This is a genomic window from Microbacterium sp. SORGH_AS_0969, from assembly GCF_030818255.1.
Lineage (GTDB): Bacteria > Actinomycetota > Actinomycetes > Actinomycetales > Microbacteriaceae > Microbacterium.
Genome location: NZ_JAUTAG010000001.1, coordinates 3,053,248 through 3,077,901 on the forward strand (window position 1 = coordinate 3,053,248; position 24,654 = coordinate 3,077,901).

General features: G+C 69.5%; 25 protein-coding genes, 2 tRNA genes and 1 other RNA gene. 13 read left to right on the plus strand and 15 right to left on the minus strand.

The window, feature by feature from the left end:
* The first annotated feature begins 146 nt into the window (after positions 1-146).
* Positions 147-1,001, plus strand: a complete 855-nt coding sequence (locus QE388_RS14255; protein ID WP_307385946.1) for a Ku protein — start codon at positions 147-149, stop codon at positions 999-1,001.
* Here the strand turns inward: QE388_RS14255 and QE388_RS14260 are convergent.
* The 3 genes from QE388_RS14260 to QE388_RS14270 all read right to left on the minus strand — a co-directional run bounded on the left by QE388_RS14260 (position 998) and on the right by QE388_RS14270 (position 3,537).
* Entirely contained in the window at positions 998-1,744 is a 747-nt protein-coding gene (locus QE388_RS14260) for a DedA family protein (protein ID WP_373426625.1), read from the minus strand. The genes QE388_RS14255 and QE388_RS14260 overlap by 4 nt on opposite strands.
* A 49-nt stretch (positions 1,745-1,793) precedes the next feature.
* Positions 1,794-1,875 (minus strand) — tRNA-Leu (locus QE388_RS14265).
* A 51-nt stretch (positions 1,876-1,926) separates the two neighbouring features.
* Positions 1,927-3,537: an amidohydrolase gene (locus tag QE388_RS14270; protein ID WP_307385948.1), complete on the minus strand. Its 1,611-nt coding sequence runs from the start codon at positions 3,535-3,537 to the stop codon at positions 1,927-1,929.
* A 72-nt stretch (positions 3,538-3,609) separates the two neighbouring features.
* Here QE388_RS14270 and QE388_RS14275 point away from each other — a divergent pair, with 72 nt between their 5' ends.
* The gene (locus QE388_RS14275; RefSeq protein ID WP_307385950.1) at positions 3,610-4,632 is read left to right on the plus strand and encodes an NADPH:quinone reductase; all 1,023 of its coding nucleotides are present in this window, start codon (positions 3,610-3,612) and stop codon (positions 4,630-4,632) included.
* 68 nt (positions 4,633-4,700) lie between these two features.
* Here QE388_RS14275 and QE388_RS14280 read toward each other — a convergent pair whose 3' ends face one another.
* From QE388_RS14280 to QE388_RS14290, 3 genes are all read right to left on the minus strand, one after another.
* On the minus strand, positions 4,701-5,360 hold the full coding sequence (locus QE388_RS14280) for a YoaK family protein (protein WP_307385951.1): 660 nt from the start codon (positions 5,358-5,360) through the stop codon (positions 4,701-4,703).
* 128 nt (positions 5,361-5,488) lie between these two features.
* Complete coding sequence (locus QE388_RS14285) at positions 5,489-7,288, minus strand: M20/M25/M40 family metallo-hydrolase (RefSeq protein ID WP_307385952.1); 1,800 nt, start codon at positions 7,286-7,288, stop codon at positions 5,489-5,491.
* 202 nt (positions 7,289-7,490) lie between these two features.
* Positions 7,491-8,705, minus strand: coding sequence for an MFS transporter (locus tag QE388_RS14290; protein ID WP_307387153.1), 1,215 nt, complete (start codon positions 8,703-8,705; stop codon positions 7,491-7,493).
* Positions 8,706-8,775: 70 nt separating this feature from the next.
* On the opposite strand from QE388_RS14290, the gene prfB reads away from it, so the two are divergent.
* The 4 genes from prfB to smpB all read left to right on the plus strand — a co-directional run bounded on the left by prfB (position 8,776) and on the right by smpB (position 12,447).
* Positions 8,776-9,888, plus strand: coding sequence for a peptide chain release factor 2 (gene prfB / locus QE388_RS14295; RefSeq protein WP_307385953.1), 1,113 nt, complete (start codon positions 8,776-8,778; stop codon positions 9,886-9,888).
* A 100-nt stretch (positions 9,889-9,988) separates the two neighbouring features.
* Complete coding sequence (gene ftsE / locus QE388_RS14300; protein ID WP_307385954.1) at positions 9,989-11,005, plus strand: cell division ATP-binding protein FtsE; 1,017 nt, start codon at positions 9,989-9,991, stop codon at positions 11,003-11,005.
* Positions 11,002-11,919: a permease-like cell division protein FtsX gene (gene ftsX, locus QE388_RS14305; RefSeq protein WP_058615205.1), complete on the plus strand. Its 918-nt coding sequence runs from the start codon at positions 11,002-11,004 to the stop codon at positions 11,917-11,919. Before ftsE ends, ftsX begins: the two co-directional genes overlap by 4 nt.
* A 51-nt stretch (positions 11,920-11,970) precedes the next feature.
* Positions 11,971-12,447 (plus strand): SsrA-binding protein SmpB, encoded by a 477-nt coding sequence (smpB, locus tag QE388_RS14310; RefSeq protein ID WP_058596494.1) that lies wholly within the window; start codon positions 11,971-11,973, stop codon positions 12,445-12,447.
* A 3-nt stretch (positions 12,448-12,450) separates the two neighbouring features.
* On the opposite strand, the gene QE388_RS14315 is transcribed toward smpB, so the two are convergent.
* On the minus strand, positions 12,451-13,101 hold the full coding sequence (locus tag QE388_RS14315) for an SIMPL domain-containing protein (RefSeq protein ID WP_307385956.1): 651 nt from the start codon (positions 13,099-13,101) through the stop codon (positions 12,451-12,453).
* A 392-nt stretch (positions 13,102-13,493) separates the two neighbouring features.
* On the opposite strand from QE388_RS14315, the gene ssrA reads away from it, so the two are divergent.
* Positions 13,494-13,863, plus strand: a transfer-messenger RNA (tmRNA) gene (gene ssrA, locus QE388_RS14320).
* Positions 13,864-13,937: 74 nt separating this feature from the next.
* Here the strand turns inward: ssrA and QE388_RS14325 are convergent.
* Complete coding sequence (locus tag QE388_RS14325; protein ID WP_058614465.1) at positions 13,938-14,477, minus strand: YaeQ family protein; 540 nt, start codon at positions 14,475-14,477, stop codon at positions 13,938-13,940.
* A 159-nt stretch (positions 14,478-14,636) separates the two neighbouring features.
* Here QE388_RS14325 and QE388_RS14330 point away from each other — a divergent pair, with 159 nt between their 5' ends.
* Complete coding sequence (locus tag QE388_RS14330; RefSeq protein WP_307385957.1) at positions 14,637-14,903, plus strand: hypothetical protein; 267 nt, start codon at positions 14,637-14,639, stop codon at positions 14,901-14,903.
* A 4-nt stretch (positions 14,904-14,907) separates the two neighbouring features.
* Here the strand turns inward: QE388_RS14330 and QE388_RS14335 are convergent, their stop codons facing one another.
* Complete coding sequence (locus tag QE388_RS14335; protein WP_307385959.1) at positions 14,908-15,477, minus strand: hypothetical protein; 570 nt, start codon at positions 15,475-15,477, stop codon at positions 14,908-14,910.
* On the minus strand, positions 15,474-16,292 hold the full coding sequence (locus tag QE388_RS14340) for an inositol monophosphatase family protein (protein WP_307385960.1): 819 nt from the start codon (positions 16,290-16,292) through the stop codon (positions 15,474-15,476). Before QE388_RS14340 ends, QE388_RS14335 begins: the two co-directional genes overlap by 4 nt.
* 103 nt (positions 16,293-16,395) lie before the next feature.
* On the opposite strand from QE388_RS14340, the gene QE388_RS14345 reads away from it, so the two are divergent.
* Positions 16,396-16,468, plus strand: a tRNA-Lys gene (locus QE388_RS14345).
* A gap of 226 nt (positions 16,469-16,694) precedes the next feature.
* Here the strand turns inward: QE388_RS14345 and QE388_RS14350 are convergent.
* Both QE388_RS14350 and QE388_RS14355 read right to left on the minus strand, forming a co-directional pair.
* Positions 16,695-17,816 (minus strand): IS1249 family transposase, encoded by a 1,122-nt coding sequence (locus QE388_RS14350; protein ID WP_307385962.1) that lies wholly within the window; start codon positions 17,814-17,816, stop codon positions 16,695-16,697.
* Between the two features lie 33 nt (positions 17,817-17,849).
* Positions 17,850-18,173 (minus strand): hypothetical protein, encoded by a 324-nt coding sequence (locus tag QE388_RS14355; protein WP_307385964.1) that lies wholly within the window; start codon positions 18,171-18,173, stop codon positions 17,850-17,852.
* Between the two features lie 190 nt (positions 18,174-18,363).
* Between QE388_RS14355 and QE388_RS14360 the strand changes: the two genes are divergently transcribed.
* The 3 genes from QE388_RS14360 (at position 18,364) to QE388_RS14370 (ending at position 21,135) form a co-directional block, all read left to right on the plus strand.
* Positions 18,364-18,885 carry an NUDIX domain-containing protein gene (locus QE388_RS14360; RefSeq protein ID WP_307385965.1) on the plus strand — a complete coding sequence of 174 codons (522 nt, stop codon included), beginning with the start codon at positions 18,364-18,366 and terminating at the stop codon, positions 18,883-18,885.
* Entirely contained in the window at positions 18,882-19,757 is an 876-nt protein-coding gene (locus tag QE388_RS14365; protein WP_307385967.1) for an alpha/beta hydrolase, read from the plus strand. The genes QE388_RS14360 and QE388_RS14365 overlap by 4 nt, the downstream gene beginning before the upstream one ends.
* A gap of 85 nt (positions 19,758-19,842) precedes the next feature.
* Entirely contained in the window at positions 19,843-21,135 is a 1,293-nt protein-coding gene (locus tag QE388_RS14370) for an SGNH/GDSL hydrolase family protein (RefSeq protein ID WP_307385969.1), read from the plus strand.
* Positions 21,136-21,208: 73 nt separating this feature from the next.
* Here QE388_RS14370 and QE388_RS14375 read toward each other — a convergent pair whose 3' ends face one another.
* Genes QE388_RS14375 through QE388_RS14385 form a run of 3 tightly spaced genes read right to left on the minus strand, consistent with a single transcriptional unit; the run spans position 21,209 to position 23,693 of the window.
* The gene (locus QE388_RS14375) at positions 21,209-22,429 is read right to left on the minus strand and encodes an MFS transporter (RefSeq protein WP_307385972.1); all 1,221 of its coding nucleotides are present in this window, start codon (positions 22,427-22,429) and stop codon (positions 21,209-21,211) included.
* The gene (locus QE388_RS14380) at positions 22,426-22,860 is read right to left on the minus strand and encodes a MarR family winged helix-turn-helix transcriptional regulator (RefSeq protein WP_275799905.1); all 435 of its coding nucleotides are present in this window, start codon (positions 22,858-22,860) and stop codon (positions 22,426-22,428) included. The genes QE388_RS14375 and QE388_RS14380 overlap by 4 nt, the downstream gene beginning before the upstream one ends.
* Positions 22,861-22,895: 35 nt before the next feature.
* On the minus strand, positions 22,896-23,693 hold the full coding sequence (locus QE388_RS14385; protein WP_307385974.1) for an IclR family transcriptional regulator: 798 nt from the start codon (positions 23,691-23,693) through the stop codon (positions 22,896-22,898).
* A gap of 103 nt (positions 23,694-23,796) precedes the next feature.
* Between QE388_RS14385 and QE388_RS14390 the strand changes: the two genes are divergently transcribed.
* Positions 23,797-24,654 carry a CoA transferase subunit A gene (locus tag QE388_RS14390; protein ID WP_307385975.1) on the plus strand — a complete coding sequence of 286 codons (858 nt, stop codon included), beginning with the start codon at positions 23,797-23,799 and terminating at the stop codon, positions 24,652-24,654.

Genomic DNA, 24,654 nt, shown 5'->3' on the forward strand with positions numbered 1-24,654 from the left:
TGTCGACGGGTCCCGGTGGCTTCGACGGGCTCAGCCACCTGTGTTGTGCCTCGGACGTGAGGTCCCTGAGCCTGTCGAAGGGACCGGTGCCCTGCCGCGGCGCAAGGGTCTCGGCATCCACCCCTCTTTCGGTGTTCACTGGACCCATGCGATCGATCTGGAAGGGCGCCCTGACGTTCGGCCTCGTCAACGTGCCCGTCAAGGTGTACTCGGCCACGGAGGACCACGACGTCTCGCTGCACCAGGTGCACAACAAGGACGGTGGACGCATCCGCTACCAGCGCATCTGCGAGATCGACGGGGAGGTCGTGCCCTACAGTGACATCGATCGTGCGTACGACGACGGCGAACAGACGGTCGTGCTGACGAAAGACGACCTCGCCTCGCTGCCGAGCGAGCGGAGCCGCGAGATCGAAGTCGTCGAGTTCGTGCCGAGCGACCAGGTCGACCTGCTCACGCTCGACAAGGCCTACTACCTCGAGCCCGACTCGTCCTCGCCCAAGGCGTACGTGCTGCTGCGCAAGACGCTGGAGCAGACCGATCGCACCGCGATCGTGCGTTTCTCGCTGCGGCAGAAGACCCGTTTGGCCGCGCTGCGGGTGCGCGACGACGTGCTCGTGCTGCAGACGCTTCGCTGGGCCGATGAAGTTCGGGAGGCAGCCTTCCCCGCTCTCGAGGAGGACGTGCGCATCTCGGCGAAGGAGCTCGAGATGTCGGCATCCCTCGTCGACAGCTTCTCGAAGGACTTCGACCCTGAGGAGTTCACCGACGAATATCAGCAGGAGCTGCGGACCCTGATCGACGCGAAGCTCGAGCAGGGCGACGCGATCGACACGGATGCCACCTTCGGCACGCAGGAAGACGAAGACGGCGGCGAAGTCATCGACCTGATGGAGGCGCTGCGGGCGAGCGTCGAGCGCACCCGCGCAGCGCGCGCCGAGAAGGACGAGCCCGCGAAGAAGAAGGCTCCCGCCAAGAAGAAGAGCTCGAAGGCGTCTTAGCGCGTGGGCTGATCGCCGTCTTCGAGCGTCTTCGGGTCGAGGGCGAGCGACGCGGCCTCGTCGTGGGTGACCGTTCCCTCGCGCTTCGCAGCAGCCCGCTCACGGAAGTAGTGGATCGCGATGAAGAGTGCCGTGCCCGCGACGGCGGCGAGCAGGATCACGTCGATGTACTCGGTGACGATGTCCCGGATGAAGGGGATGTAGCCGACGGCGTAGCCGAGCATCGTGAGACCGATGCCCCAGATGACGGCACCGATGAAGTTGTACAGCGTGTACTTGCGCCACGGCATGTGGCCGACACCGGCGGCGATGGGGGCGAAGGTGCGCACGACGGGGACGAAGCGCGCGAGGATCACCGTCAGTCCGCCGAAGCGCTCGAAGAACGCGTTGGTGCGTTCGACGTTCTTGCGGCTGAAGATGCCGGAGTCCTTGCGCTCGAAGATCGACGGCCCCGCCTTATGGCCGATGTAATAGCCGACCTCACCGCCGATGAAGGCGGCGAACCCGATAGCGAGAGCCACCCACCACGCGTTGATGCCGAACACGCCGTTCGGCGCCGCGGGCGTCGAGTGCGACAGCAGGCCGGCCATGATCAGCAGGGTGTCGCCGGGAAGCAGGAACCCGATGAGCAGGCCGGTCTCGGCGAAGATGATGAAGCAGACGACGAGCAGGGCCCAGGGCTGCGAGTTGGTGATGATCGTCGTGGGGTCGAGCCACGGGAGCAGAGCGGTGGGGTGGATCACATCGGTCCCGTCGGGTCGGAGAGGTCGTGCTCGGTTACGGCAGTTGTCGTGCGGAAGGGGGGACTTGAACCCCCACGCCCGAAGGCACAGGAACCTAAATCCTGCGTGTCTGCCAATTTCACCACTCCCGCGAGTGGGTTCAGTCTATGCGCGCGCGAGGCTCGCACGATGTGAACCAGCCGTCAACCCCCGGCGACGTCACCCGCGACGACGGTCGTGACATTCCGGGTCTCGTGGATGCCGTCGGGTCGGCCCGCGAAAGGGTTGCGATCCGCGATGGCGAGGTCGGCCGGCGCGCCCGGGGCCAGGGTTCCGGGACCGATGCCGAGCAGGTCGGCCGAGCCGCGCGTGTATGCGTCGAGCGCCTCGCCGAGCGACAGGGACTGCGCGGCGCCCAGGGGCTCGGCATCCGGTTCTCCCGGAGGCTGACGGGTGACTGCCACGTGAATGCCGAGCCAGGGGTCGAAGGTCGAGACGGGCCAGTCCGATCCCATCGCGAGGCGAGCACCCGCGGTGCGCAGGGCGGCGAAGGGGTACAGCTCATCTGCGCGCTCAGCGCCGAGAAGCGGGAGCGTCACGTCGCGGACGAGGTCGTTGCGACACGCCCAGTAGGGCTGGCAGTTCGCCGTCACGCCCAGTGCCGCGAAGCGCGGAAGGTCGCGGGGAGTGATCAGCTCGAGGTGCGCGATGTGGTTGCGCACGCGAGCGCGATCAACGGAGGGGACCGCGGCGAATCCGTCGAGAGCATCGCGGACCGCCGCGTCGGCCAGCGCGTGGACGTGCACGGCGAGTCCCGCGGCGTTGAGGGCGGGCACGAGCAGGCGCACGATCTCGGGGTCGAAGTAGGCCAGGCCGTGCGAGCCGTCGGGGTAGGGCGCGCAGACGTGGGCGGTGCGCGTCTCGATGATCCCGTCGAGCATGAGCTTGGCGGTTCGCGTCGGGAACCCGGCCGCCGTGTTCACACGGGCGCGTTCGACGCACTCCGCGACGAACGCGTCGATGGTGGCCGGGGTCAGATCGCGGGGCACCCAGATCGCGCCGGTGGCTCGGCCGACGAGGTCACCGGCCTCCGTGAGGGCGCGGTACGCGTCGGAGAAGTCCGGGTAACCGGCGAAACTCCCGAGCGCGGCCTCCTGCCATCCGGTGATTCCGGCCGCGACGACGTCGCGCGAGATGGCGAGGAGGGCGCGCGCGAGATCTGCCGTGTCGGTGGGTGGGACGAGCGGCGCGACGAGTTGCAGTGCGCCTTCGCGCAGGGTTCCGCTTGGGGTGCCGTCGGCGAGTCGTTCGATCCTGCCGTCGGACGGATCCGGTGTCTGCACGTCGATGCCTGCCGCGCGCAGAGCCGCCGTGTTCGCCCACCCGCCGTGGTGATCGGCATCGATGAAGAGGGCCGGTCGATCGGGAACGATCGCATCGAGGTGCGCGGCCGTCGGCCCGGTCGAGGGGGACAGCGTGGGATCCCAGCCGCCGCCCACGATCCAGGCCGCTGTCGTGCGGGCGGCGAACGTCCGCACCCGTTCGTCGATCTCGTCGAGAGAGGCCGCTCCGGCGAGGTTGCAGCGCAGCGCGTCGACGGCCCCACCGCCGAGGTGGATGTGCGAGTCGACGAATCCGGGGGTGACGAGGCCTCCGCACGCGTCGAGCTCATCGGCATCCGGTCCGATCGCATCGCGGACGTCGCGTCGGGGGCCGGTCGCGACGATACGACCGTCGCGGATGCCGACGGCGTCGCCCTCGAGCACCGATCCGCCGGAGAACAGGACGCCGTTCGCGACCACGAGACTGCTCATCCGCCCAGTGTGGCGGCTGGCGGGTCGACACGCCGAGGGAATGCGTGCGCGACGAGCCCGCTTGTCCTCTCCATGCGAGCGATCACGTACTCCCAGACCGGTGACTCCTCCGTCCTGACGCTCGGTGAGCGTCCCGTTCCCGAACCGGGACCCGGCGAGGTGCGCGTGCGCATCGCCGTCTCGGGCGTGAACCCGACCGACTGGAAAGCGCGTGAGGGTGGTCGGCCCTTCTCGTTCACCGAAGTGACGCCGAACCAGGACGGTGCGGGAACAGTGGATGCCGTGGGCGAGGGCGTGACGTCGGTCTCGGTGGGGGAGCGGGTCTGGGTCTACCTCGCCCAGCACGAGCGCCCGACCGGAACGGCGGCCGAGTTCGCGGTGATCCCCGCGGAGCGCGCCGTTCCGCTCGCGGACGGGGCGTCCTTCGCCCTCGGCGCGAGCCTTGGAGTGCCCGCCATGACAGCGCACCGCGCTCTCACCGTCCACGAGGACGGCCCGTCGCGCCTGGGACCGGGAGCCCTCGCCGGGAGGACGGTGCTCGTCCAGGGCGGCGCGGGGGCGGTGGGCCACGCGGCGATCCAGTTGGCGGTCTGGGCCGGTGCCACCGTCATCGCCACCGTCAGCAGCGATGAGAAGGAAGCGCTGGCCCGGGCGGCGGGCGCCCACCACGTCTTGCAGTACCCGAGTGAGACGTTGGCCGACGGCATCCGGGAACTGGCCCCCGACGGCGTCGAGCACATCGTCGAGGTGGCGATCGCCGAGAACGCGGCGCTCGACGTCGAGGTCATCGCCAACCACGGAAGCATCGGCTACTACGCCGACAACGGCGGAGACAGCTTCACCGCGGCGGTGCGGGCGAGCTTCGCCAAGAATGTCCGCTGGCAGGGGCTGCTGCTCTACACGGTGGGGGAGACCGCCCTGACCGCTGCCGCCGAGGATGTCTCCGCGGCCGTCGCCGACGGCGCCCTTCCGATCGGCGAGGAAGCCGGGCTGCCGGTGACGTGGTTCTCGCTCGACGACACGGCGGCGGCTCATGATGCCGTCGCTGCGGGAACGACGGGCAAGGTGCTGATTCAGGTCAGCGACGAGGACTGACCCCGCTCGATCCGCCGCGGACGGCGATCACGATCGAGGCCCCGACCATGGCAAGGTGCTGATCCAGGTCAGCGACGAGGACTGACCCCGCTCGATCCGCCGCGGACGGCGATCACGATCGAGGCCCCGACCAGGGCAAGGGCGGCGAGGGCGAGAGCGGCGGGGCTGCCGAGGCGGTGGGCGACCCCGCCAATTACGGCACCCCCCGCAAGCGACGCCCAGAGCAGAAGGGGGCGCCGCCACGCCGTCCGTGATCGTCCGGTGACGAGGGATGCAAGGCCCAGTCCCAGGCTCACGAGCGTCCCCGTCGCGTAGGTGATGGCCACCCGCGCGCGACCCTCCGCGAGGAAGAGCGTGTTGAGCGCTCCCATCGCCGCGGCCAGCAAGCCCGCTCGCCAGAGCGTCGCATCTCCCGCCAGGGCGAGGCCGGCTGTGACGGCGACGGCTGCCGCGGCACCGGCGACGACCCTCGCGCGCGGACGAGAGGCGCGCATGCTCACGACGGCTCCGGCTGTCACGCCGAGCACGAACGCCGCGATGATCCCTGCCGAGACCAGTGCCACGGCGACGCCGTCGTCGAAGAGGCCGACCGCACCCTGCGTCGAGTTGCCGCTCATGAACGAGACGAACAGACCACCCGTGTCGAGGAACCCGACGGCGTCCACGAACCCGGCTACGGCGGAGAGAGCGGCGGACAGCGCGAGCGCTCCGCGGTCCACGTCTTTCACTGCGCCTCCCGTGCGTCTCGCTGATCGCATCTTCGTGCGCGGGACGCACGCGAGCAAATTCTCGAGAGCGAAATGGCCGCCGGGGCCGCGTGCGCGTGGCACCCGACCCCGACGGCCTTTCTCAGGGGTTACTCCTGCGGGCGTCGACGGGCGACGATGGTCCCTGCGGCGATGAGCGCGCCGATGACGAGCATTCCCGCGCCGATCGCGGGGAGCGGGGAACCTTCGGCGTTCGACCCCGTCTTGGCGAGGTCGTTGCGGGAGCCAGGGCCCGCGGTCGCGCTCGGCGACGGGACGGGCTGCGCGGTCGGCTCCGCCGTCGGCTGCGCGGTCGGCTCAGCGGTGGGCTCCGTCGTCGGCTCGACGGTGGGCTCGGGCGAGGGCTCCGTCGGCTCGGGCGACGGCTCGGCCGCCGCGTCCCAGGCCAGGGCGACGGCGGCGTGACCGATCGCCGGGGCGAAGATGTCGATCGAGTCGCGGTTGACGTTCGCGAGGCTGTCGTTGATCGTGTGGTAATTCCGGTCCATGTAGACCCCGGCCGTCCCGCCGAACAGTGCGGCCTGCTCCTCGGTCTTGATGTCATCGGCGCCGGAGAACAGTCCGCCCGCGGGCACGCCGTTGTCGATGAACGCCTGGTAGTCCGAGCGACCCGAGTACTCGGTGTCGATCCACGGCTGCTCGATGGTGTCGAAGTAGTCGGTGTAGAGCTTCTCGATCTCCACGGACCCTTCGGGGATGTTCACGCCCTCCGCCGGGAAGGTGGAGCGGTCGGCGTCGTACACGCCGACGGTGAAGTTCTCGGAGCCGATCATGTCGTAGTTCAGGTACGACGAGATGCGGTCCCACTCCGCGGGGTCGTTCGCGACGAGGTCGTTGACGTACGCGGTCGAGCCCAGCAGGCCGATCTCCTCGGCGCCCCACAGGGCCAGGCGGATCCGCTTGTCGTTCGGAACCTCGGATGCCGCGATCTTCTCCGCGAGAGCGAGGACGGCCGCGGAGCCCGAGCCGTTGTCGTTCACCCCGGGTCCCTCGGCGACGCCGTCGAGGTGCGCGCCGATGACGACGGTGTCGTCGGGGTCGCCCGCGACGCTGTCGGCGATGATGTTGAAGGACTGGCCGACGAGGAACTGCTTCTCGATGACCGCGGTTCCCTCGACGGGAGCGTCCACGGGCGCCGCGGTGACGAGCGCGGCGAGGGCGTCGCCACTGGCCTGCGGGAGCGTGGCGGCGGGGGAGTCCTCTTCGTTGCGCGGGCCCGAGCCCACGTTGGTCAGCTGATCGTCGGGCGAGACGCCCTCTTCAGCGGGGCGCTCGTTGTTGTAGACGAACACCGCTCCGGCTCCGGCCGCGGTGGCGTTGTCGATCTTGGCCTCGAACGTGCAGTCGCCGCGCTGGACGAGCACGATGGCTCCCGCGGGGACGTTCGCGAAGTCGGTGGGTTCGCAGCCGAGCCGACCGCCGTCCGCGGACTCGGGGAGGGCGAGCGCCGCGGTCACCGGGGAGTCGGTGCCTTCGCTGTTGTCGAAGTGCGAGCCCGTGTAGGTCGTTCCGTCGACCGTCAGGGAGGCCTCGCCGAACTCCGAGTACGGCACGTCGAACGCGTGCCGCGACACCGTGAACGCGCCGGTCGCTTCGAGCACTTGCTCGGCGTACTGCGCGGCGGCCTCGTAGCCGGGGGAGTTCCAAGAGCGGTAACCCTGGTCGGCGAACGACTCGCTGATGTCGGACAGCTCCGTCAGGTGCGTCATGACGTCGGCACCGGTCAGACCGAGATCGTTCGGCGCGTCGCCCGGTGCGGGGGCGGCGAAGGCCGCCGGAGCGACCAGGAGCGCGCCCCCGACGAGGGCGCTGGTGGCCAGGACGGCCGAGGCGCGCCGGGCGCGCGAAGCCGCGCGCGGCGCGAGGGAATGCGGGGTGTTACGGGGCACGGTGAAGGTACCTCTCTGCGGGCGGCGTCGCCCGCTTCATCCGGGGGAAATGACACGTCGCCGGAGGGCGGCGAACGTGTGACCGATTCTCACGGCAAACTCATCAAATGGCCAGAGTCAACCGGATTTTTTACGGCCCGGAAACACGGAAGGCTGTCTTTTGCCCCGTCTTTCCGGCGCGAATCAGGAAGATCCTAATCCGTCAGGAACGCGATCTCGGCACGTACCGCGGGACCCAGCGGACGAAGCCGAAGGCGCCGAGCGCGGCGATCACTCCCATGGCGGCGACGGCCCCCGAGAGCGACACCAGCGCCGTCAGTGCCGAGATCACCACGGGAGCGATCGCACCTCCGGCATCCGTCAGGGTCCGCCACGATCCCAGGAAGGCCGCCGGCTCGTCGGCGGGCGCCAGATCGGCGCCCAGGGTGAGCAGGATGCCGCTGGAGAGCCCGTTTCCGACCCCGAGCACCGCGGCGAACATGGCGAACCACATCGCCGAGCTGTCGAGATCGTGCGTGAACGACAGGGCGAGGAAGCCGGCCCCCATCAGCACCATCGCGGGAAGGGCCGCCCACAGGCGGCCGAAGCGGTCCATGACCTGTCCGCTCGCGTAGAACAGCGCGAAGTCGATGGCTCCCGAGACGCCGACGACCACCGCGATCGTCGAGGCGTCCAGCCCGAGCGACACGCCCCACAGGGGAAGGACCACCTGTCGTGCCGAGCGCACCGCCGACAGCGAGGCGGCAGCGAGGCCGAGACGCGCCAGTACGGCGCGGAATCGCCACATCGTGCGGAACACGCCGACGCGTTCGACGGTGGGGATCGCCCCCGTCACGGGTTCGCCCGTGTCCTCGGCCTCCCGGGAGTCGCCGCCGACCGCCACGGCCTTCTCGGGGTCGGGGCCGAAGAAGACGAGCAGGATCGTCGCCACCTGGCATACGGCGAAGAACGCGATGGATGCTTTCTCGTCGCCGAAGACACCCAACAACGCCGCGGAGATGAAGGGACCGACGAACATCCCGAGCCGGAAAGTCCCGCCGAGCAGCGACAGCGCACGGGCGCGGAAATGAAGGGGCACGCGGGTCGTCATGAAGGAGTGTCGGGCCAGCGCGAAAGACGCCGCGCAGAATCCGATGAGGAAGACGGCGGCCGCGAAGATCGCGAGCGTTCCCGCGAAGACCACGCCCACCAACCCACCGAGGATGATGATCCCCGCCACACCCATCGTGATCCGCTCCCCGAACCGGGCGACTGCCCAGCCCGCGGGGATGTTGCCGCACAGCTGCCCCACGACGAGAGCCGCCGCGACCAGGGCGGCGAGGGCCACGTCCGCACCGAGCCGGTTCGCGATGACCGGGATGAGGGGGATGACGGCTCCCTCCCCGATCGCGAAGAGCAGGGTGGGTCCGTAGATCATGGGTGCGAAGCGCACCAGCACGCTCCGGGGAGAGTCGGCGGTCACCGTCTCCACGATAGGCTGATTCCAAATGCTCGAACTCGATTTGACCGCCGACATCCAGGCGCTGCGCTCGACCTTCGCCGATATTCAGGCCGTGGTCGACGTCGACGCACTCAAAGCCGACATCGACCGCCTCAGCGAAGAGGCGGGCGCTCCCGACCTCTGGGACGATGTCGACAACGCCCAGAAGGTGACCAGCCGGCTCAGCCACCGTCAGGCCGAGCTCAAGCGCATCGCCGAGATCGAGCAGCGCCTCGACGACCTCGAGGTGCTCGTCGAGCTCGCGATCGAGATGGACGACGAAGACAGCGCCGATGAGGCTCGCCGTGAGCTGGCCTCGCTGAAAGACGTGATCGGTCAGCTCGAGGTCCAGACGCTGCTCGACGGCGAGTACGACTCCCGCTCGGCCGTCGTCACGATCCGCTCGGGAGCGGGCGGCGACGACGCCACCGACTTCGCCGAGATGCTCCTGCGCATGTACCTGCGGTGGGCCGAGCGTCACAAGTACCCGGTCAAGGTCATGGACACCTCCTACGCCGAGGGCGCGGGCATCAAGTCCGCCACCTTCGAGGTCGATGTGCCCTACGCGTACGGCACCCTGTCGGTCGAGGCCGGCACCCACCGCCTCGCGCGCATCAGCCCCTTCGGCGGTGCCGACAAGCGCCAGACGAGCTTCGCCGCGGTCGAGGTCATCCCCGTGATGGAAGAGGCCGTCGAGGTCGAGGTTCCCGAGGGCGACATCCGCGTCGACGTCTTCCGCTCATCCGGCCCCGGCGGTCAGTCGGTGAACACGACCGACTCGGCCGTGCGCATCACGCACATCCCCACCGGCCTGGTCGTCTCGATGCAGAACGAGAAGTCGCAGATCCAGAACCGCGCCGCGGCCATGCGCGTTCTCCAGACGCGCCTGCTCCTGCTCAAGCGCGAAGAAGAAGCGGCCAAGAAGAAAGAGCTCGCCGGGACGATCACCGCGAGCTGGGGCGACCAGATGCGCTCGTACTTCCTCTACGGCCAGCAGCTCGTGAAAGACCTGCGCACCGGCTACGAGGTCGGCAACCCCGCCGTCGTGTTCGACGGGGACCTCGACGGTCTCATCGCGGCCGGAATCCGCTGGCGCAAGCGCAAAGACGACGACGACTGAGACGGATGCCGCGGTCCTCGGCATCCGTAGGGTTTTCCCGGATGCCGACACGGCGCGTCCTGTCGGGCTCTTCGGAACGCGCGCTTAGGCTCGTCGAGCCATGATCCGGTTCGAGAATGTCACCAAGCGGTATCGCGGCACCACGAAGCCCGCGCTGAGCGCAGTCGACTTCGAGGTGCAGCGCGGAGAGTTCGTCTTCCTCGTCGGCGCCTCGGGTTCGGGGAAGTCGTCGTGCCTGCAGCTGATCCTGCGGGCCGAGACCCCGAGCGAAGGGCGTGTCGTCGTGCTCGGCCGCGACCTCCGCACCCTGTCGAACCGCAAGGTTCCCTATTTCCGTCGCCACATCGGGTCGGTGTTCCAGGACTTCCGGCTGCTGCCGAACAAAACGGTCCACCAGAACGTCGCTTTCACGCTGCAGGTGACCGGCGCCTCGCGCGGCTTCGTCCAGCAGGCGGTTCCCGAGGTCCTCGCGCTGGTCGGTCTGGACGGCAAAGAGAAGCGTCTGCCGCACGAGCTGTCGGGCGGTGAGCAGCAGCGTGTGGCGATCGCCCGCGCGCTCGTGAACCGGCCCCAGGTGCTGCTGGCCGACGAGCCGACGGGAAACCTCGACCCCGGTACGTCGATCGACATCATGCGCCTCCTCGCGCGCATCAACGCCGGCGGGACCACGGTCGTCATGGCCACGCACGAGGCCGGATTCGTCGACCAGATGCAGCGCCGCGTGATCGAGCTGCGCGGTGGCGAGATGGTGCGCGACGAGCGCCACGGTGGCTATGGCGACCGTTCGGGGCTGCCCGTGCTCGCACCCGAGGTCGAGAAGGGCGCGGCCGCGGTCGCCGCGCTCACGGCCGTGCTCGAGGTGCAGCGCGAGGTCACGAACATCACCGGGCCCGTCGAGCCGCTGCGCGGACCGGAGGGGTCGGAGCAGGTCTCCGCCGCCCCCGTCGAGCCCACGTCGCCGTCGGTCACCACCGCTCCGGGGGAACGCCGCGAGCCCGGGACGAACACGCGCTCCATCCCGGTGAGCAACCCCGAGGTCGACGCGCTCGGCCTCGCCGACAGGCTCGGTCTCGCCGAGAAGAAAGACCGCGACGACGAAGTGGGACCCACGTCATGAGGTTCGGGCTCATCCTCTCGGAGGCCTTCACGGGTCTCCGCCGTAACGCGTCGATGGTCATCTCGGTCATCCTCGTCACCTTCGTGTCCTTGACGTTCGTCGGCGCCGCGATGCTCATGCAGATGCAGATCGGCAAGATGCAGTCGTACTGGGCGGATCGCGCGCAGGTCGCGGTGTTCATGTGCTCCACCGTCTCCGACAAGCCGACATGCAACGCCGGCGAAGCCGCCACGCAGGAGCAGATCGACGCGGTGCGCGCGACGCTCGACGGCGAGGCGCTCAAGCCGCTCATCCGCGATTACACCTTCTCGACCAGCGATGAGGCCTACCAGAACGCTCAGGGGTTGCTGTCGTCCGACATCGCCGGCGTCGTCACGGCCGACCAGTTCAACGCGACCTTCAACATCAACCTCGTCGACCAGAATCAGTCCGACGTGATTGCGGAGGCGTTCAGCGGACAGGCCGGGGTCGAAGAGGTGACCAACCAGATGCAGTACCTGGAACCGCTGTTCCAGTCGCTCACGGTCGCCACGTACGTCGCCGTCGGCATCGCCGGTCTCATGCTCATCGCCGCGGTCCTCCTGATCGCCACGACGATCCGTCTCTCCGCCTTCGCGCGGCGAAGAGAGCTCGGCATCATGCGTCTCGTCGGAGCGTCCAACCGGTTCATCCAGACACCGTTCATCCTCGAGGGCGTGCTCGCCGCGCTGATCGGGTCCGCTCTTGCGAGCGTCGCCGTGTGGGCGATCGTGCAGGTCGGGGTCGAACGGTATCTGCGCGATCGGATCAGCTTCATCACGTCCTGGGTGAGTCTCTCGGACGTCGCGATCGTGGTCCCCGTGATCGTGGTGATCGGTGTCGTCCTGGCCGCGTTGAGTGCCGGCTTCGCCATTCGGCGATGGCTGCGCGCCTGATCGCGTAGACTGAGGGGCTCTGTGTGCCCGTGATCATGAGGAGGTGGCACCATGCCTCGTGAGCAGGGGGAGAAGCTCATCGCGTCCAACAAGAAGGCGCGACACGACTACGCGATCGAGAAGACGTACGAAGCCGGTCTCGTGCTGACCGGTACCGAGGTGAAGTCGCTGCGCCAGGGGCGTGCGAACCTCACCGACGGCTACGCGTACATCGACGGCGGCCAGGCCTATCTCGACGCCGTTCACATTCCGGAGTATTCGCAGGGCCACTGGACGAACCACTCGGCCAAGCGCACGCGGAAGCTGCTGCTGCACAAAGAAGAGATCGTGAAGCTCTCGCATGCCGTCGCGGCGGGCGGCTACACGCTCGTTCCGTTGCGTCTGTACTTCCTCGACGGGCGTGCGAAGGTCGAGATCGCGGTGGCCAAGGGCAAGCGCGAGTTCGAGAAGCGGCAGACGATCCGCGAGCGGGAAGACAAGCGCGAGGCCGAGCGGGCCATGCGCACGCGCAACCGCCTGGGGGAGTGACTCTCACTCTGCGCGGAAGCGCCCCTCGACGGTCGAGCTCACCACGATCTCAGGCGGCTGCAGACTGAACGACGGCCCGCTGTCGGCGGCCGTCGCGCGGGCGGCGAACACCGGCGGGTTCTCGGGCCGCGCCGCCAGGAGTCCGGCATCCGCGATCTCGACGGCGGACACGGATGCCAGACCCAAGGCGTCCGCGTAGGCGCTCGCGCGCTCGACCGCGACGCGCACGGCGTCGGCGGCGACGCTGCGTTCGACCCGGGCGCGTGTGTCCGCCGAGAGTCGCCAGTCGACGGCCGTCACGTGGACGTCGTCGGACTCGGCGACATCGCCCAGCCACCACGACAGCGCGCCGGCATCGGTGAAGGTGGCCGACAGCTCGACGGCGGCGTGATGGACGAGGGGGAGCTGAACGCCCTCGTTGTTCCACGGGCGATCGGACCAGACCGAGACGCGCGCGCTCGACCACTCGGAGATCTCGCCGGAGCGCAGGTGCGCGACGAGGCCGTCCTGGACGGATGAGGCGCGCTCCTGCGCACGCTCGACGACCGGCCCGCGAGCGGCTCCGTCCGTCACGACGCTGACTCGTACCGCGGCTTCCTCGGCGCGCACGCGGGCGCTGCTCTCGCCGCGGACGGTGATGACGACCTCGCTCATGCCGCGAGCCTACGGGAGGCCGGGTCCTCCGATGCCGGGCGGGCGCGGACCGTCCGGCGGAGTTCATTGTGGACACGCCGGTCGATGGCCGCCCCGCACGGCGTGTCGCGGCCGAACTCCGCGTGACGGTCCGCGGGGCGGAGGTCGGCGGGGCGGACCGTCAGGCGGACCCTGTGGCCGACACGCCGTGGGGCGGGCTGTGGCGACCGGTGTGTCGCGGCCAAACTCCGCGTAACGGTCCACGGGCCCGCGCGACGGCCCGCCGCCCCACCGTGGGAATCACCGGGCCCCTCGATACGTTGTAGACTGTGATGCTCGGGTGCCGCTGATGAAGACGGCGACCGAGGTGGTAATTCAACAGTGTGACAGTGGCCACTCCGAACGGAGTTCCCGGGGCTGATCGGTTTCGACAGCGCCTGCGAACCCGCGAGAAGCGGGCCGAGGATGTGGGGTTATCTCGTAAACGCTCCCTGCAAAACAATAAGTGCCGATGCTAAGCGCACTGACTTCGCCCTCGCTGCGTAAGCGAGCCCGATAGTCCGTCAGACCGTGTGTGACCCCGCCACGGATCCTGGCGTCATTTAGGGGTCTTGCTGCGTGACGGCGTCTGGACGTCACGCGGGACTTTTCCCAGGCTGGGCTTGTCGACTTAGGTGTCTGTGACAAAGGTCGGAGCCGAGCAGAACGTTTTCACAGACTGCGCCCGGAGAAAACGCGGAGACCCAGCGTTGGACGGGGGTTCGATTCCCCCCAGCTCCACGAGCCACTGTCACGTCGACGACGCCCCCGCTCCCACCCGTTTCGGTGGGGCGGGGGCGTCGTCGTTTCCGCCCTCGTCAGGCGGCCGAGCGCGTGTGGATGTCGCTCTCGCCCGAGACGCCGTTGAGCTCGAGGTATACCCGGCCCTCGGTGCGGGTGAGCGTGGCCGTGCTGCGTCGTTCGATGTGACCGGCCATGCGCTCCACGAACCCCGCGTCGAAGCTGTGCAGGAGAACGTCCTCGCCCCGGTGGATCCGCTTTCCGGCCCACGGTGCGGCGACCTTATCGGGGTCGCGGTGCGTGTACACGACGGTGCGCGCGGCCTTCATGCTGCCGGTGTGCAGGCGGGCGGCATCCGGGGCTCCGACCTCGATCCACGCCACCAGCGCGCCCGTGAGGTCGCGCACGAGCACGGCGGGTTCGTCCGTGGCCGAGATGCCCTCGCTGAAGTCGATGCCGTCCTCGTACTCGAGGCAGTAGGCGAGCACGCGCGTGAGCATGTAGGCGTCGGTCTCGGATGGATGCCGGGCGACCCGGATCGACAGCTCGTCGTACACGCCCCGGTCGACGTCGGAGAGCTGCACCGTGAACGTGTGAATGGTCGCGCCGATAGCCACGAGGGTCGAGCCTACGTCGTCTGCGCTCGCCTGCGCGTTCGCGCACCCCGTTGAGTTGCGCCGAATGGTCGCCGCGAAGCCTCCCGAGCGGACATTCGGCGCGAGTCGCCGAGTGTGGCGCGCTTGTCGGGGCGCGAGCACAGCGCCTAGCGTCGAGGGATGCCAGATCCCCGCGCACTCCGCATCGATGTCGGCCCGTTCCGCCTGGAGCCGACGCCTGACGCCGGCACGTGGACCGCTGTGCCGCGCGAGGCGGACGGGGGAGTGGCATCCGGGATCACTGCCGCGTGGAGCGACTGGGTCGCCTTCGCGGAGAAGGTGCGCCGGGCCGACGAGTTGTGGCGCGAGCGCGAGGCGCGCGGGGACGCGTGGGACGAGGGTTTCTCCGCGGCGAAGGATGCCGCGGCGACCAACCCCTACCGGTGACGGGTCAGGAGGGTCCGTCGACGAGCACGAGACTCTGACGCGTGTCGGCCATCTTCACCCAGCCGTCGCCGAAGAGGTACGTGATGCCGTACCCCTCGCTGTCGCCTCTGCCACCCACCCACGCGGAGTTCTCCGTCACGTAGGTGCCGGCCGGCCCGTCCTCGCGGCGCCAACCGGAGGCGATGAGCTCTCGCTCAGCCTTGGCCGCGGTGGCGTCGTCGATCGGAGCCCAGCCGAACACCTGGACCCGGTCGGTCGTGATGCGCTGATCGCCCCACTTGCACTGGATCCCACCGCCGATCTCGGTCGCCCCGATGCGGAACGGCTCGGAGCTCACGCTCCACCCGAGGCTCCGGAAGTCGTCGGCGGTGCTCTTCGGGATGATCGTGTCGCACGTGGGGTCGGCAGCGGGCTCGGGGGTGCCGTCGGAGGTCGGTTTCGGGGTGGAGGTGCCGGGGGCGTCGCTCGGCACCTGCGCGGCCGCGGTCGGCGTCGGTGCCGGAGCGGAGCAACCGGCGAGCAGGATGCCGGCCAGCGCGAAGGTCGAGATGACGAGCCCGAGACGGCGGGTCACGCGGTGCCCTCGTCGTGGGTGAGGCGGAAGAACTCGTCGTGCAGGATGCCATTGGTCGCGAACGACGAGCCGGCGTCGAGGCGGTCGGATCCGTCGAAGGCGGTGAAGCGGCCGCCCGCTTCGCGCACGATCGGCGCGAGGGCGGCGACGTCGTACTCCTTCACGCCGAACTCCGCGACGAGCTCGAGGCGGCCCTCCGCGAGCCACATGTACGGCAGGGCGTCGCCGTACCCCCGGTCGCGCCAGACGGCGCGGGTGAGTCGGTCCAGGGCCGGGAGGAGGTCGACGTCGCGCCACTGCTCGACGCTCTGGAAGCTGACACTGGCCTTCGCCACATCGTCGATGTCGGAGACCCGGATGCGGCGGGGAGCGCCGGACGGGGTGTTCGTCCACGCCCCGTGGCCCGTCGCGGCCCACCAGCGGCGCCCGAGGGCCGGCTGGCTCACCACTCCGACCACGGGAACCTCACCGACGCTGAGGGCGATCAGCGTCGCCCAGATCGGGATGCCGCGCATGTAGTTGTGCGTGCCGTCGATCGGGTCGATCACCCAACGCCGCGCGGTGTCACCCGACGTGCCGTACTCCTCGCCCAGAACGGCGTCGCCGGGGCGCTCGGCATCCAGGATCTCTCGGATCGCCCGCTCGGTCGCGAGGTCGGCTTCGGTCACGTGCGTCCGGTCGGCCTTCGTGTCGATGCGCAGGTCGTCGGCGTCGAAGCGCGCCATGGCGACCGCGTCGGCGGCGTCCGCCAGTCGCAGAGCGAGCGCGAGGTCGTCGGCGAGGGTGGGGAGGTTCTCGTCGGGAGTCGGGGACACGGCTCCAGGATAACCGGCGACCCCGGGCCGATTTGGCGCGGTCGCGTCACGCCTGGTAACGTAATCCCTCGGTTCGCCAAGCAAATCTGAGGCGGATCAGCCTGCACCTCTAGCTCAATCGGCAGAGCAACTGACTCTTAATCAGTGGGTTCTGGGTTCGAGTCCCAGGGGGTGCACGCACCGGGCCTCCACCTTCGGGTGGGGGCCCTTTCTCATTTTGTGCAGGTGGCTACTGCACCGTCCACCACGCGACGTCGACGAGGCACAAGCCCCCGTCATCCTCCCGGTAGAACAGGTCTCCGGGATACTCGATCCCGGATGCCACGCGTCCGGCGGGCAGTGACAGGTTGATGCTCCACGACGGGGGCTTATAGGCAAGAACGTGTGGATGGCTCGGGCGTGTCAGCTCCGTCCTGCCCATCCGGTTCGGATCCAGAGGCCTTCCTCGGCGGTGACGGCGGTGTCGTAGAGAGCTGGCTGTCCGTCGTCGTCGGGCTCGTCGGGTGTGGCCGGCGGGGTGGGCGTGATGGCGTGCCGGTGCGCGCGCTCGAGGGGAACCTCGTGCAGCAGCAGGAACCACTCGACGGCTTTGCGGCGGTGCTCGGTGGGCATGCCCCGGTGATGGCGCAGAAGGTGGCGGATCTGACTGTTCAAACCCTCCAGGCGTGAAGTGGTGCGGGGGTTTCCGTGCTGGAGAGTGGTGAACACGTGCCCTGATTCTGCGGCGCGATGAAGGACATTCCAGGCTCGGCGGAGTTTGAAGTGGGTGAACCCGAAGTGCCCGTTCGCGTAGAGGGTGCGTTCTTTGGTGAGATGCCCGTGGGTCTGCCACCACGCTTGCAACGTGAGCCGCCAGGAGATGGCGTCATCGATGGTGTGGACCGCGGTCAACGCGAGGGAGATCTGGCGCAGGTCGCGGCCGGCGCGGGTGCGGGGATTGCGCGTCAGCTCGCGGGTGACGTTCAGTTGCAGGTGGAAGATGCAGCGTTGCACGGCGGTGTCGGGCCAGGTCGTGGCTAGGGCGGAGCGGATGCCGGAACCGCCGTCGGTGACGACGACGACCGGGGGCGGGACCTGTTCGAACAGGGCCGTCCACGCGGCGGTGGATTCTCGGGCGCACCACTGCCAGGCGAGGACGCGTCCGGTGTCGGATTGGGCGACGAGAAGGCACCAGGAGCCGATCCAGACACCGTCGACGAGGACGACATCGTGAACTTCGCCGGTGACCGGCATCACGGGCTGCAGACCCCAGCACCAGGCGGTGTCGTGACGAAATGAGCGCCCGGTTCCGCCGCCGATTTCCGCTTGCGTTGTTTTGCCCGTCAACCAGCGCAGGAACCGGCGCAGCTGCTCCCGCTCGCTCACGTCGCGTCGGGAGCGGACAGATGATGCGCCGCAGTCGGGGCAGCGCCATCGCTGTGTTCCGGCGGCGGTCTTACCGTTCTTCACCAGCCGAGCACCGCATATCACGCAGAGCGCCTGATTCGAGGGATGGTCCACGCCTAAGCGTCGCGGACCATGCACAACCCCGTTTCACCGCGTGATCGCGCGGCTAGATCACCATCCCATCCACACGTTCTTGCCTATAACCCACGACGGGTCGAACTCGGCCTGCTCAGGCCAGTACTCGGCGACGAACTCTTCGGGCTCCTCGGCGGACAGCCCGTCCCAGGCGGACGGCGACCCGAGATCGATGTCCCGCCCCTCGCACACCATCCCGTCCGCGTTGCCCGCTGCCGCGGCCTCGATGAGCTCCTCAGTCGTGTCGATCACGTTCGCGCCCCCGGGGCCCCAGATGAGCCCGTCCAGAGAACACCCCGTCAGGGCGAGCGCGGAGGCGGCCGTCAGGGTTGCGGCGATGCGGCGGTGCGTTCGGCTCATGCGCTCAACCTATCCGCGGCCCCTTATCGTGCGCGTAAGCCGCTTGTCACGCGGTGGAATGGGGGAAGGACCGTCGTCGACCATCGGAGTCCCGGCAACGACGAGAGCATGTACGTCGACGTGCTTCCCGCTTCGGCAGAACGTTGACTGCACGCGCCCTGCGCGCCGCCTCTTCGGGAAGGATGGCCCCATGGCCGATGACGAGATCTGGGACGTGACCGATATCCAGGGGACTCCGACGGGGGCGCTGCACCGTCGTGGGGACGGCCCCGTCCCGGCCGGGTCGTTCCACATCGTGGCATCCGTCTGTGTGGTGTCGTCGACGGGGCGGGTGCTCGTGAGTCTGCGCGCACCGGGCAAGGACTACCCGCTCGCGTGGGAATTCCCCGCGGGCAGCGCCCTCCGCGCGGAGTCGAGTCGACGCGGTGCCGCGCGCGAGCTCGAAGAGGAGACCGGGCTCTCGATCGCCCCCGACGAGCTCGTCCTCGTCGGGCGGGTGATCGAGGAGCGCGCGCTGTTCGATCTCTGGATCGCGCGAGTGGACGGCGAGCCCGTGCCCGTACCCGATCCCGAAGAGGTCCAGGATGCCGAGTGGGTCACGCTCGACGAGGTGCAGCGTCGCTGGCGGGCGGGCACGTTCGCCTCGCCCTGGAACGCGCGCTTCGACCAGTTGTGGGACACCCTCGCTCGCGAGGTGGGGCGCGGCGCATGAGCTCCGTGTACCGGACGCACGACATCGCGGTCGCGGCGGGGTCGCTGCGCGTGGGGGAGTGGAATCCGGATGCCGTGGGCATGCCGTGGCTGCTCGTGCACGGCGTGACCGCCTCGCATCTCGCCTGGGCGTGGCTGGCTGTCGAGGCACCCCAGCAGCGTCTGATCGCTCCGGACCTCCGCGGCCGCGGGCGGAGCGAGAGGGGGGAGAGGCCGCTCGGCATGACCGCGCACGCCGACGACCTCGTCGCTGTCGTGGATGCGCTCGGGGTGGAGCAGGTCGTCGTCGTCGGTCACTCGATGGGCGCTTTCGTCTCCGCCGTGTTCGCCGACCGGCACGCGGATCGAGTCGTTCGCGTCATCCTCGTCGACGGCGGCTTGCCCTTGGAGCTCCCGCCGGGCATGCCGCCGCGGGAAGCCGTGCGACACGTGCTGGGGCCGACGGCGGCGCGGCTCGAGCGGCGGTTCGCCGATGAGGGCGAGTACAGAGGCTTCTGGCGCGCGCACCCCGCGTTCGTCGGCCGCGAGGATCCGCTGCTCGATTCCTACTTCGCGTACGACCTCGTCGGCGCGGAACCGTTTCTACGTCCCGCCACGGTGATGTCCACCGTCGAGGAGGACTCGATCGATCAGAACGCGGGCGACGCGATCGGGAGGGCTGTCGAGCGGATGCCACGGCCGACGACGCTTCTCGCGGCCGAGCGTGGTCTGCGCGGTGAGGTGCCTCCGCTGTACCCCGACCTCGACGCGCTCCGGGCGACCCACCCGCGGCTGCGAGACCTCCGACGCGTCGACGGGGTCGATCATTACTCGATCGTCATGTCTGAGGTAGGGGCGCGGGAGGTCGCGCGCGCCGCGGGCGAGGCCGACTGACGCAACGGTGGGGGTGAGGGTGAAGTTCGGCCCCTCAGGAGCCACAAGCCGGTTCGCCTGCCGTCGGGGCTCTAGCGTCGGGCGGATGCGCCGTTCTCTCTCCACAGGTGTCGTGCTCGCCGTCCTCGCCGTGTCGGCGATGGCCGCGATCGCCGCCCCCGCCTCCGCCGCCGTCCCCGACCTGACCGGTCGCTCCTACGTCTCCCTCGGCGACTCGTACGCCGCCGCGTGGGGACTCCCTCTCGCCGCGACGCAGCCCGCCGCGGGGTGCGATCAGTCGGATGAGAACTACCCCCACCTCGTCGCCGACGAGTTCGGTTTCGACCTCGACGACCGCTCGTGCGGCGGAGCCGTGATCGCCAACGTGGTCGACACTCCGCAGTCGGTGGGCGGGGCGACGGCACCGGTCCAGTCGGACGCCCTGGATGCAGACACCGACCTCGTGACTCTCACGATCGGCGGGAACGACCTCGGGTTCTGGCAGCTCGGTCAGATGTGCATCGCGGCCACGGCGGGAGGCCCGGTCGCCGGGAGTCTCGACGGCAACGTGCACGCCTCGTGCGCCGAACAGTTCGTGGTGAACACTCCCGCGGGCCCGGTGAACACGCTCGAGACGCAGATCGATCAGACGGTGGCACCCGCCCTGTCGGCGGCCCTCGCCGACATCGAGGCACGGGCTCCGCATGCGAAGATCATCGTGGTCGGATACCCCGCGCTCGCCCCCGACGCCGCGCACACCCCGAGCGACGGGTGCTACACCTCGCTCCTCCAGGGGCTCGGGTTCCGCACGAACGCGTACCCCTACACGAATGCGGACGTGGAGTTGCTCTACGCCACCCAGGCCTACCTCGACGACACGATGGCGCAGGTCACCGAGGCCTCCGGCGCGACCTACGTCTCGCTGCTCGCCGACTCCGTGGCGCACACGCCGTGCAACTCGCGCGACGCGTACGTCAACGGCATCACGCTGAGCCTCGCCCCCGACAGCGTGCCCGTCTCGGGGCTCCCCGTCGGCGGGATCAAGAAGGGGGCGATCCACCCGAATGCGGCGGGCGCCGCGTTCACCAGCACCAAGGTCTCGGATGCCGTGCGCGAGCTGTTCGCGGAGCCGGATCCGACGCCGACCCCGACGATCACGCCGACGCCGACACCGACGGATGACCCGTCGCCCTCACCGAGCCCGAGCACCACGGAGAGCCCGAGCGCCAGCGTGAGCCCGGTGCCGTCGACCAGCGCCACCCCCATCGCCGCCGCGACGACCGGGGCCCTGGCGACAACGGGGACGCCGTCGGTTGCGGGGGCGATCGGTATCGGTGCTGCGATGCTCCTCGCGAGCATCGCGGTGACCCTTCTGCTCCGGCGTCGTGCGCACAGCTGACACGACCGCTGTACCGACACGCGCCCTGTCCCGAATCGTTCGGGACAGGGCGCGTGCGTGCGTTCGCGATGCGTCAGGCGGCGTCGCCCACGAGGACGGCGGCTCCCTCGTCGGCGATCGTCGGGCGGGCCTGGTCCACGTGCGCGAGGGCTCGCCGACCGAACAGGACGCACGCCGCCGCGATCAGCACGGACACGGTCGCCATGACGTACGGCACTCCCGCGCCCGCGGCGTGCCAGAGGAAGGCGGCGAGCGGCGGGGCGACGGCTCCGCCGAGGAAGCGGACCGCCGAGTAGGCCGAAGAGGCGACCGAACGGGGGAGGTCGGTGGCCTCCATCACGGCCTCCGTCAACGCCGTGTTCACGACGCCGAGCACCAGACCGCCCACGACGATGCAGACCACGAGTCCGACGGGGGAGTCCACGACGAAAGCGGCGACGAGGAGGTCGACAGCGAGCAGGGGGAGGGCGAGCAGCAGAACCGACGTCAGCCGCATCCGGCGGAGGAGGATCGGGGCAACCCAGACACTCGTGATCGCGAGCGCGACACCCCACCCGAAGAAGGTGAGCCCGATCCCCATCGCACCGAAGCCCAGCGGGAAGGGGGAGAAGGCCAGCAGGGTGAAGAAGCCGATGTTGTAGAACAGCGCGGTGGCCGCGAGGATCGCGAGCGCCGGGCGACCGAGGGCGCGGAACGGCGCGCTGAAGGGGATGGGCGTTCGTGCGGGAGCGGGGCCGCGCAGGAGCACTGCCACGGCGACGAAAGCGATCGCCATGAGGGCGACCACTCCGAAGAACGGTCCCCGCCAGCTGGCCTCGCCGAGGCTGCCGCCGAGCAGCGGTCCGATCGCGATGCCCAGGCCGAGCGCCGCTTCGTACAGGATGATCGCCGCCGAACTGCCACCGGAGGCGGCGCCGACGATGGTCGCGAGAGCCGTCGAGATGAACAGGGCGTTGCCGAGGCCCCAGCCCGCGCGGAAGCCGATCACGGCGTCGACGCTTCCGCTCAGCGCGCACAGGAGCGAGAACGCGACGATCAGGGCGAGCCCGACGAGCAGCGTGGCCTTCGCGCCGATTCGGCTCGAGATCCAGCTGGTGACGAGCATCGCGAGGCCCGTCACGACCAGGTAGCTGGTGAACAGCAGCTCGGTCTCGACGGGTGTCGCCTTCAGTGACTCGGCGATCGCGGGGAGGATCGGGTCGACGAGACCGATCCCCATGAACGCGACGACGCACGCGAATGCCACGGCCCAGACCTGGGCCGGCTGCTTCCATACGCTCGGAGCGGCGCTCATCGCACGACCTCCGGCTGAAGGCCCACGCGGGCCGAGAGGGCGCCGGCGGCGGTGCTCACGGCATCCCATTCGGCATCCGTCAGATCGGCCACGTGGGGCGCGAGGGCGGCGCTCAACTGTGCGAGCCAGCGCTCGAGGGCGGAGAGACCGGCGTCGGTCACGGCGATGACGCTGACGCGCGAGTCATCGGGGTGCGGCTCGCGCGTGACGAGACCCGCGTCGCTGAGCTGGTGGACGAGGCGCGTCATGCCGGGCTGGGTCACGCGGCTGAGGGTGGCCAGGTCGCCGAGACGCTGGGGTCCGTGGTCGCGCAGCAGGGTGAGGGTGCGCCACTGCGCGGAGGGGGCGTCGTTCTGGGTGTCGAGGGCCGCGATGCGCGTCAGGGCGTGCACCGCGAGCAGCAATCTCTGGAGATCGTCATCGCGGGTCATGGGAAAAGCATATCGCAGATATATACCTGAGGTATCTATCGTGACGCGAGTCGCGTGGACAGCTGGTGCGCGTGCGCGAGCAGGATGCGACCGAGCTCGCCGAGTCTCTCACCCGAGAAACGGAACTCGACGCCGGTCAGGCTCAGTGCCCACTGGGGAGCCCCCGCCCGGTCGAACACGGCCGCCCCCAGGCCCCAACTGCCCTCCACGATGAGCCCCGGATTCACGGCGTACCCGCGCTCCTGGGTGTCGCGCACCCGCGCGCGCAGGCGCGCCGGGGCATGTGAGGCTCCGAACCGCTCGGCGAGGTCCCCGTGGCGCTCGAGATAGGCGTCCACATCATGGGGCGGAAGGAAGGCGAGGATCGCGAGACCCGCGGATGCCACGCCCAGCGGGAAACGCACTCCCTCGGAAAGCACGAAGGAGCGAATGGGGAAGCTGCCGTCTTCTCGGACGAGGCACACCGTCTCGTCGCCGCGCCGCACCGAGAGGAAGGCGCTCTCTTCGGTTCGCACCGCGAGCGAGCGCACGACGTCGCGTGCCGTCGCGGTGATGTCGAAGCGAGAGGCCGCCACACTGCCCATGAGGTAGAGCTCAGGGCCGGGCAGCCAGTGGCCGGTCGTTTCGTCGCGGTCGACGAGCCCCTCCGCGCGGAGGGCGGTCAGGAGCCGGTGCGCGGTGGGGCGCGTGAGATCGGCGTCGCGGGAAAGGTCGCCGATGGTCGCCCCGGCGGATCCCGCCGCCGTCACCAGGCGGAGGAGTGTGGCGGCGCGGGCGATCGCCTGGGCGCCGGGAACGCTCGCGGGTGAGCGCGAATGAGGTGCGGTGTCCACGATGTGGACGCTACGCGGCTTGGCATCCACATCGCAAGATCGCGCTGGGCGCATCCCGGCGGCGGCCCTGAGCATGAGATGACGCAGACACGAAGGAGTTCGCGTGATCGACAAGACCTGGACCTCGGCCGCCGACGCGGTCTCCGACATCCCCGACGGCGCGTCCCTCGCCGTCGGCGGCTTCGGACTTTCCGGCAACCCCATCGCCCTCATCGAAGCCCTGCTCACCCGAGGGACGCGAGACCTCTCCGTCGTTTCCAACAACTGCGGTGTCGACGACTGGGGTCTCGGCATCCTGCTGGGGGCTGGTCGGATCCGCAAGATGACGTCGTCGTACGTCGGCGAGAACAAGGAGTTCGAACGGCAGTTCCTCTCCGGTGAGCTCGAGCTCGAGCTCACCCCGCAGGGCACTCTCGCCGAGAAGCTCCGTGCCGGTGGGGCTGGCATCGCGGCGTTCTACACCCAGACGGGAGTCGGAACCCAAGTCGCCGAGGGCGGGCTTCCTCAGCGGTACGACGGCGCCGGAGGCATCGCGGTCGCGTCCCCCGTCAAAGACGTGCGCGTCTTCGATGTCGACGGCGTGCCTCGCGAGTTCGTCCTCGAAGAGGCGATCACGACGGACTTCTCCCTCGTCCATGCGTGGAAGGGTGACCGACACGGCAACCTCGTGTTCCGCAAGGCCGCCCGCAACTTCAACCCGCTCGCGGCGATGGCGGGGCGCGTGTGCATCGCCCAGGTCGAGCATCTCGTCGAGCCCGGCGAGATCGACCCCGACGACGTCCACCTGCCCGGGGTCTACGTCCACCGTCTCGTCGAGGTCGGGCCCGGGATCGAGAAGCGGATCGAGAAGCGCACGGTGCGGGACGGCGTCGCCGAGTCGGGCCCGGTCCCTTCGACGAGCTCAGGGACCTCAGCATCGACGAGCTCAGGTCCCGCCGCACCGATGAGCAAGGAGTTCTGA

Bases quoted from the DNA above. Each gene is read 5' to 3' on its own strand.
- QE388_RS14255 (WP_307385946.1), top strand. From the start codon at position 147: ATGCGATCGATCTGGAAGGGCGCCCTGACGTTCGGCCTCGTCAACGTG.
- QE388_RS14270 (WP_307385948.1), bottom strand. From the start codon at position 3,537: ATGAGCAGTCTCGTGGTCGCGAACGGCGTCCTGTTCTCCGGCGGATCG.
- QE388_RS14275 (WP_307385950.1), top strand. From the start codon at position 3,610: ATGCGAGCGATCACGTACTCCCAGACCGGTGACTCCTCCGTCCTGACG.
- QE388_RS14290 (WP_307387153.1), bottom strand. From the start codon at position 8,705: ATGATCTACGGACCCACCCTGCTCTTCGCGATCGGGGAGGGAGCCGTC.
- prfB (WP_307385953.1), top strand. From the start codon at position 8,776: ATGCTCGAACTCGATTTGACCGCCGACATCCAGGCGCTGCGCTCGACC.
- ftsE (WP_307385954.1), top strand. From the start codon at position 9,989: ATGATCCGGTTCGAGAATGTCACCAAGCGGTATCGCGGCACCACGAAG.
- ftsX (WP_058615205.1), top strand. From the start codon at position 11,002: ATGAGGTTCGGGCTCATCCTCTCGGAGGCCTTCACGGGTCTCCGCCGT.
- smpB (WP_058596494.1), top strand. From the start codon at position 11,971: ATGCCTCGTGAGCAGGGGGAGAAGCTCATCGCGTCCAACAAGAAGGCG.
- QE388_RS14315 (WP_307385956.1), bottom strand. From the start codon at position 13,101: ATGAGCGAGGTCGTCATCACCGTCCGCGGCGAGAGCAGCGCCCGCGTG.
- QE388_RS14330 (WP_307385957.1), top strand. From the start codon at position 14,637: ATGCCAGATCCCCGCGCACTCCGCATCGATGTCGGCCCGTTCCGCCTG.
- QE388_RS14355 (WP_307385964.1), bottom strand. From the start codon at position 18,173: ATGAGCCGAACGCACCGCCGCATCGCCGCAACCCTGACGGCCGCCTCC.
- QE388_RS14360 (WP_307385965.1), top strand. From the start codon at position 18,364: ATGGCCGATGACGAGATCTGGGACGTGACCGATATCCAGGGGACTCCG.
- QE388_RS14365 (WP_307385967.1), top strand. From the start codon at position 18,882: ATGAGCTCCGTGTACCGGACGCACGACATCGCGGTCGCGGCGGGGTCG.
- QE388_RS14370 (WP_307385969.1), top strand. From the start codon at position 19,843: ATGCGCCGTTCTCTCTCCACAGGTGTCGTGCTCGCCGTCCTCGCCGTG.
- QE388_RS14375 (WP_307385972.1), bottom strand. From the start codon at position 22,429: ATGAGCGCCGCTCCGAGCGTATGGAAGCAGCCGGCCCAGGTCTGGGCC.
- QE388_RS14380 (WP_275799905.1), bottom strand. From the start codon at position 22,860: ATGACCCGCGATGACGATCTCCAGAGATTGCTGCTCGCGGTGCACGCC.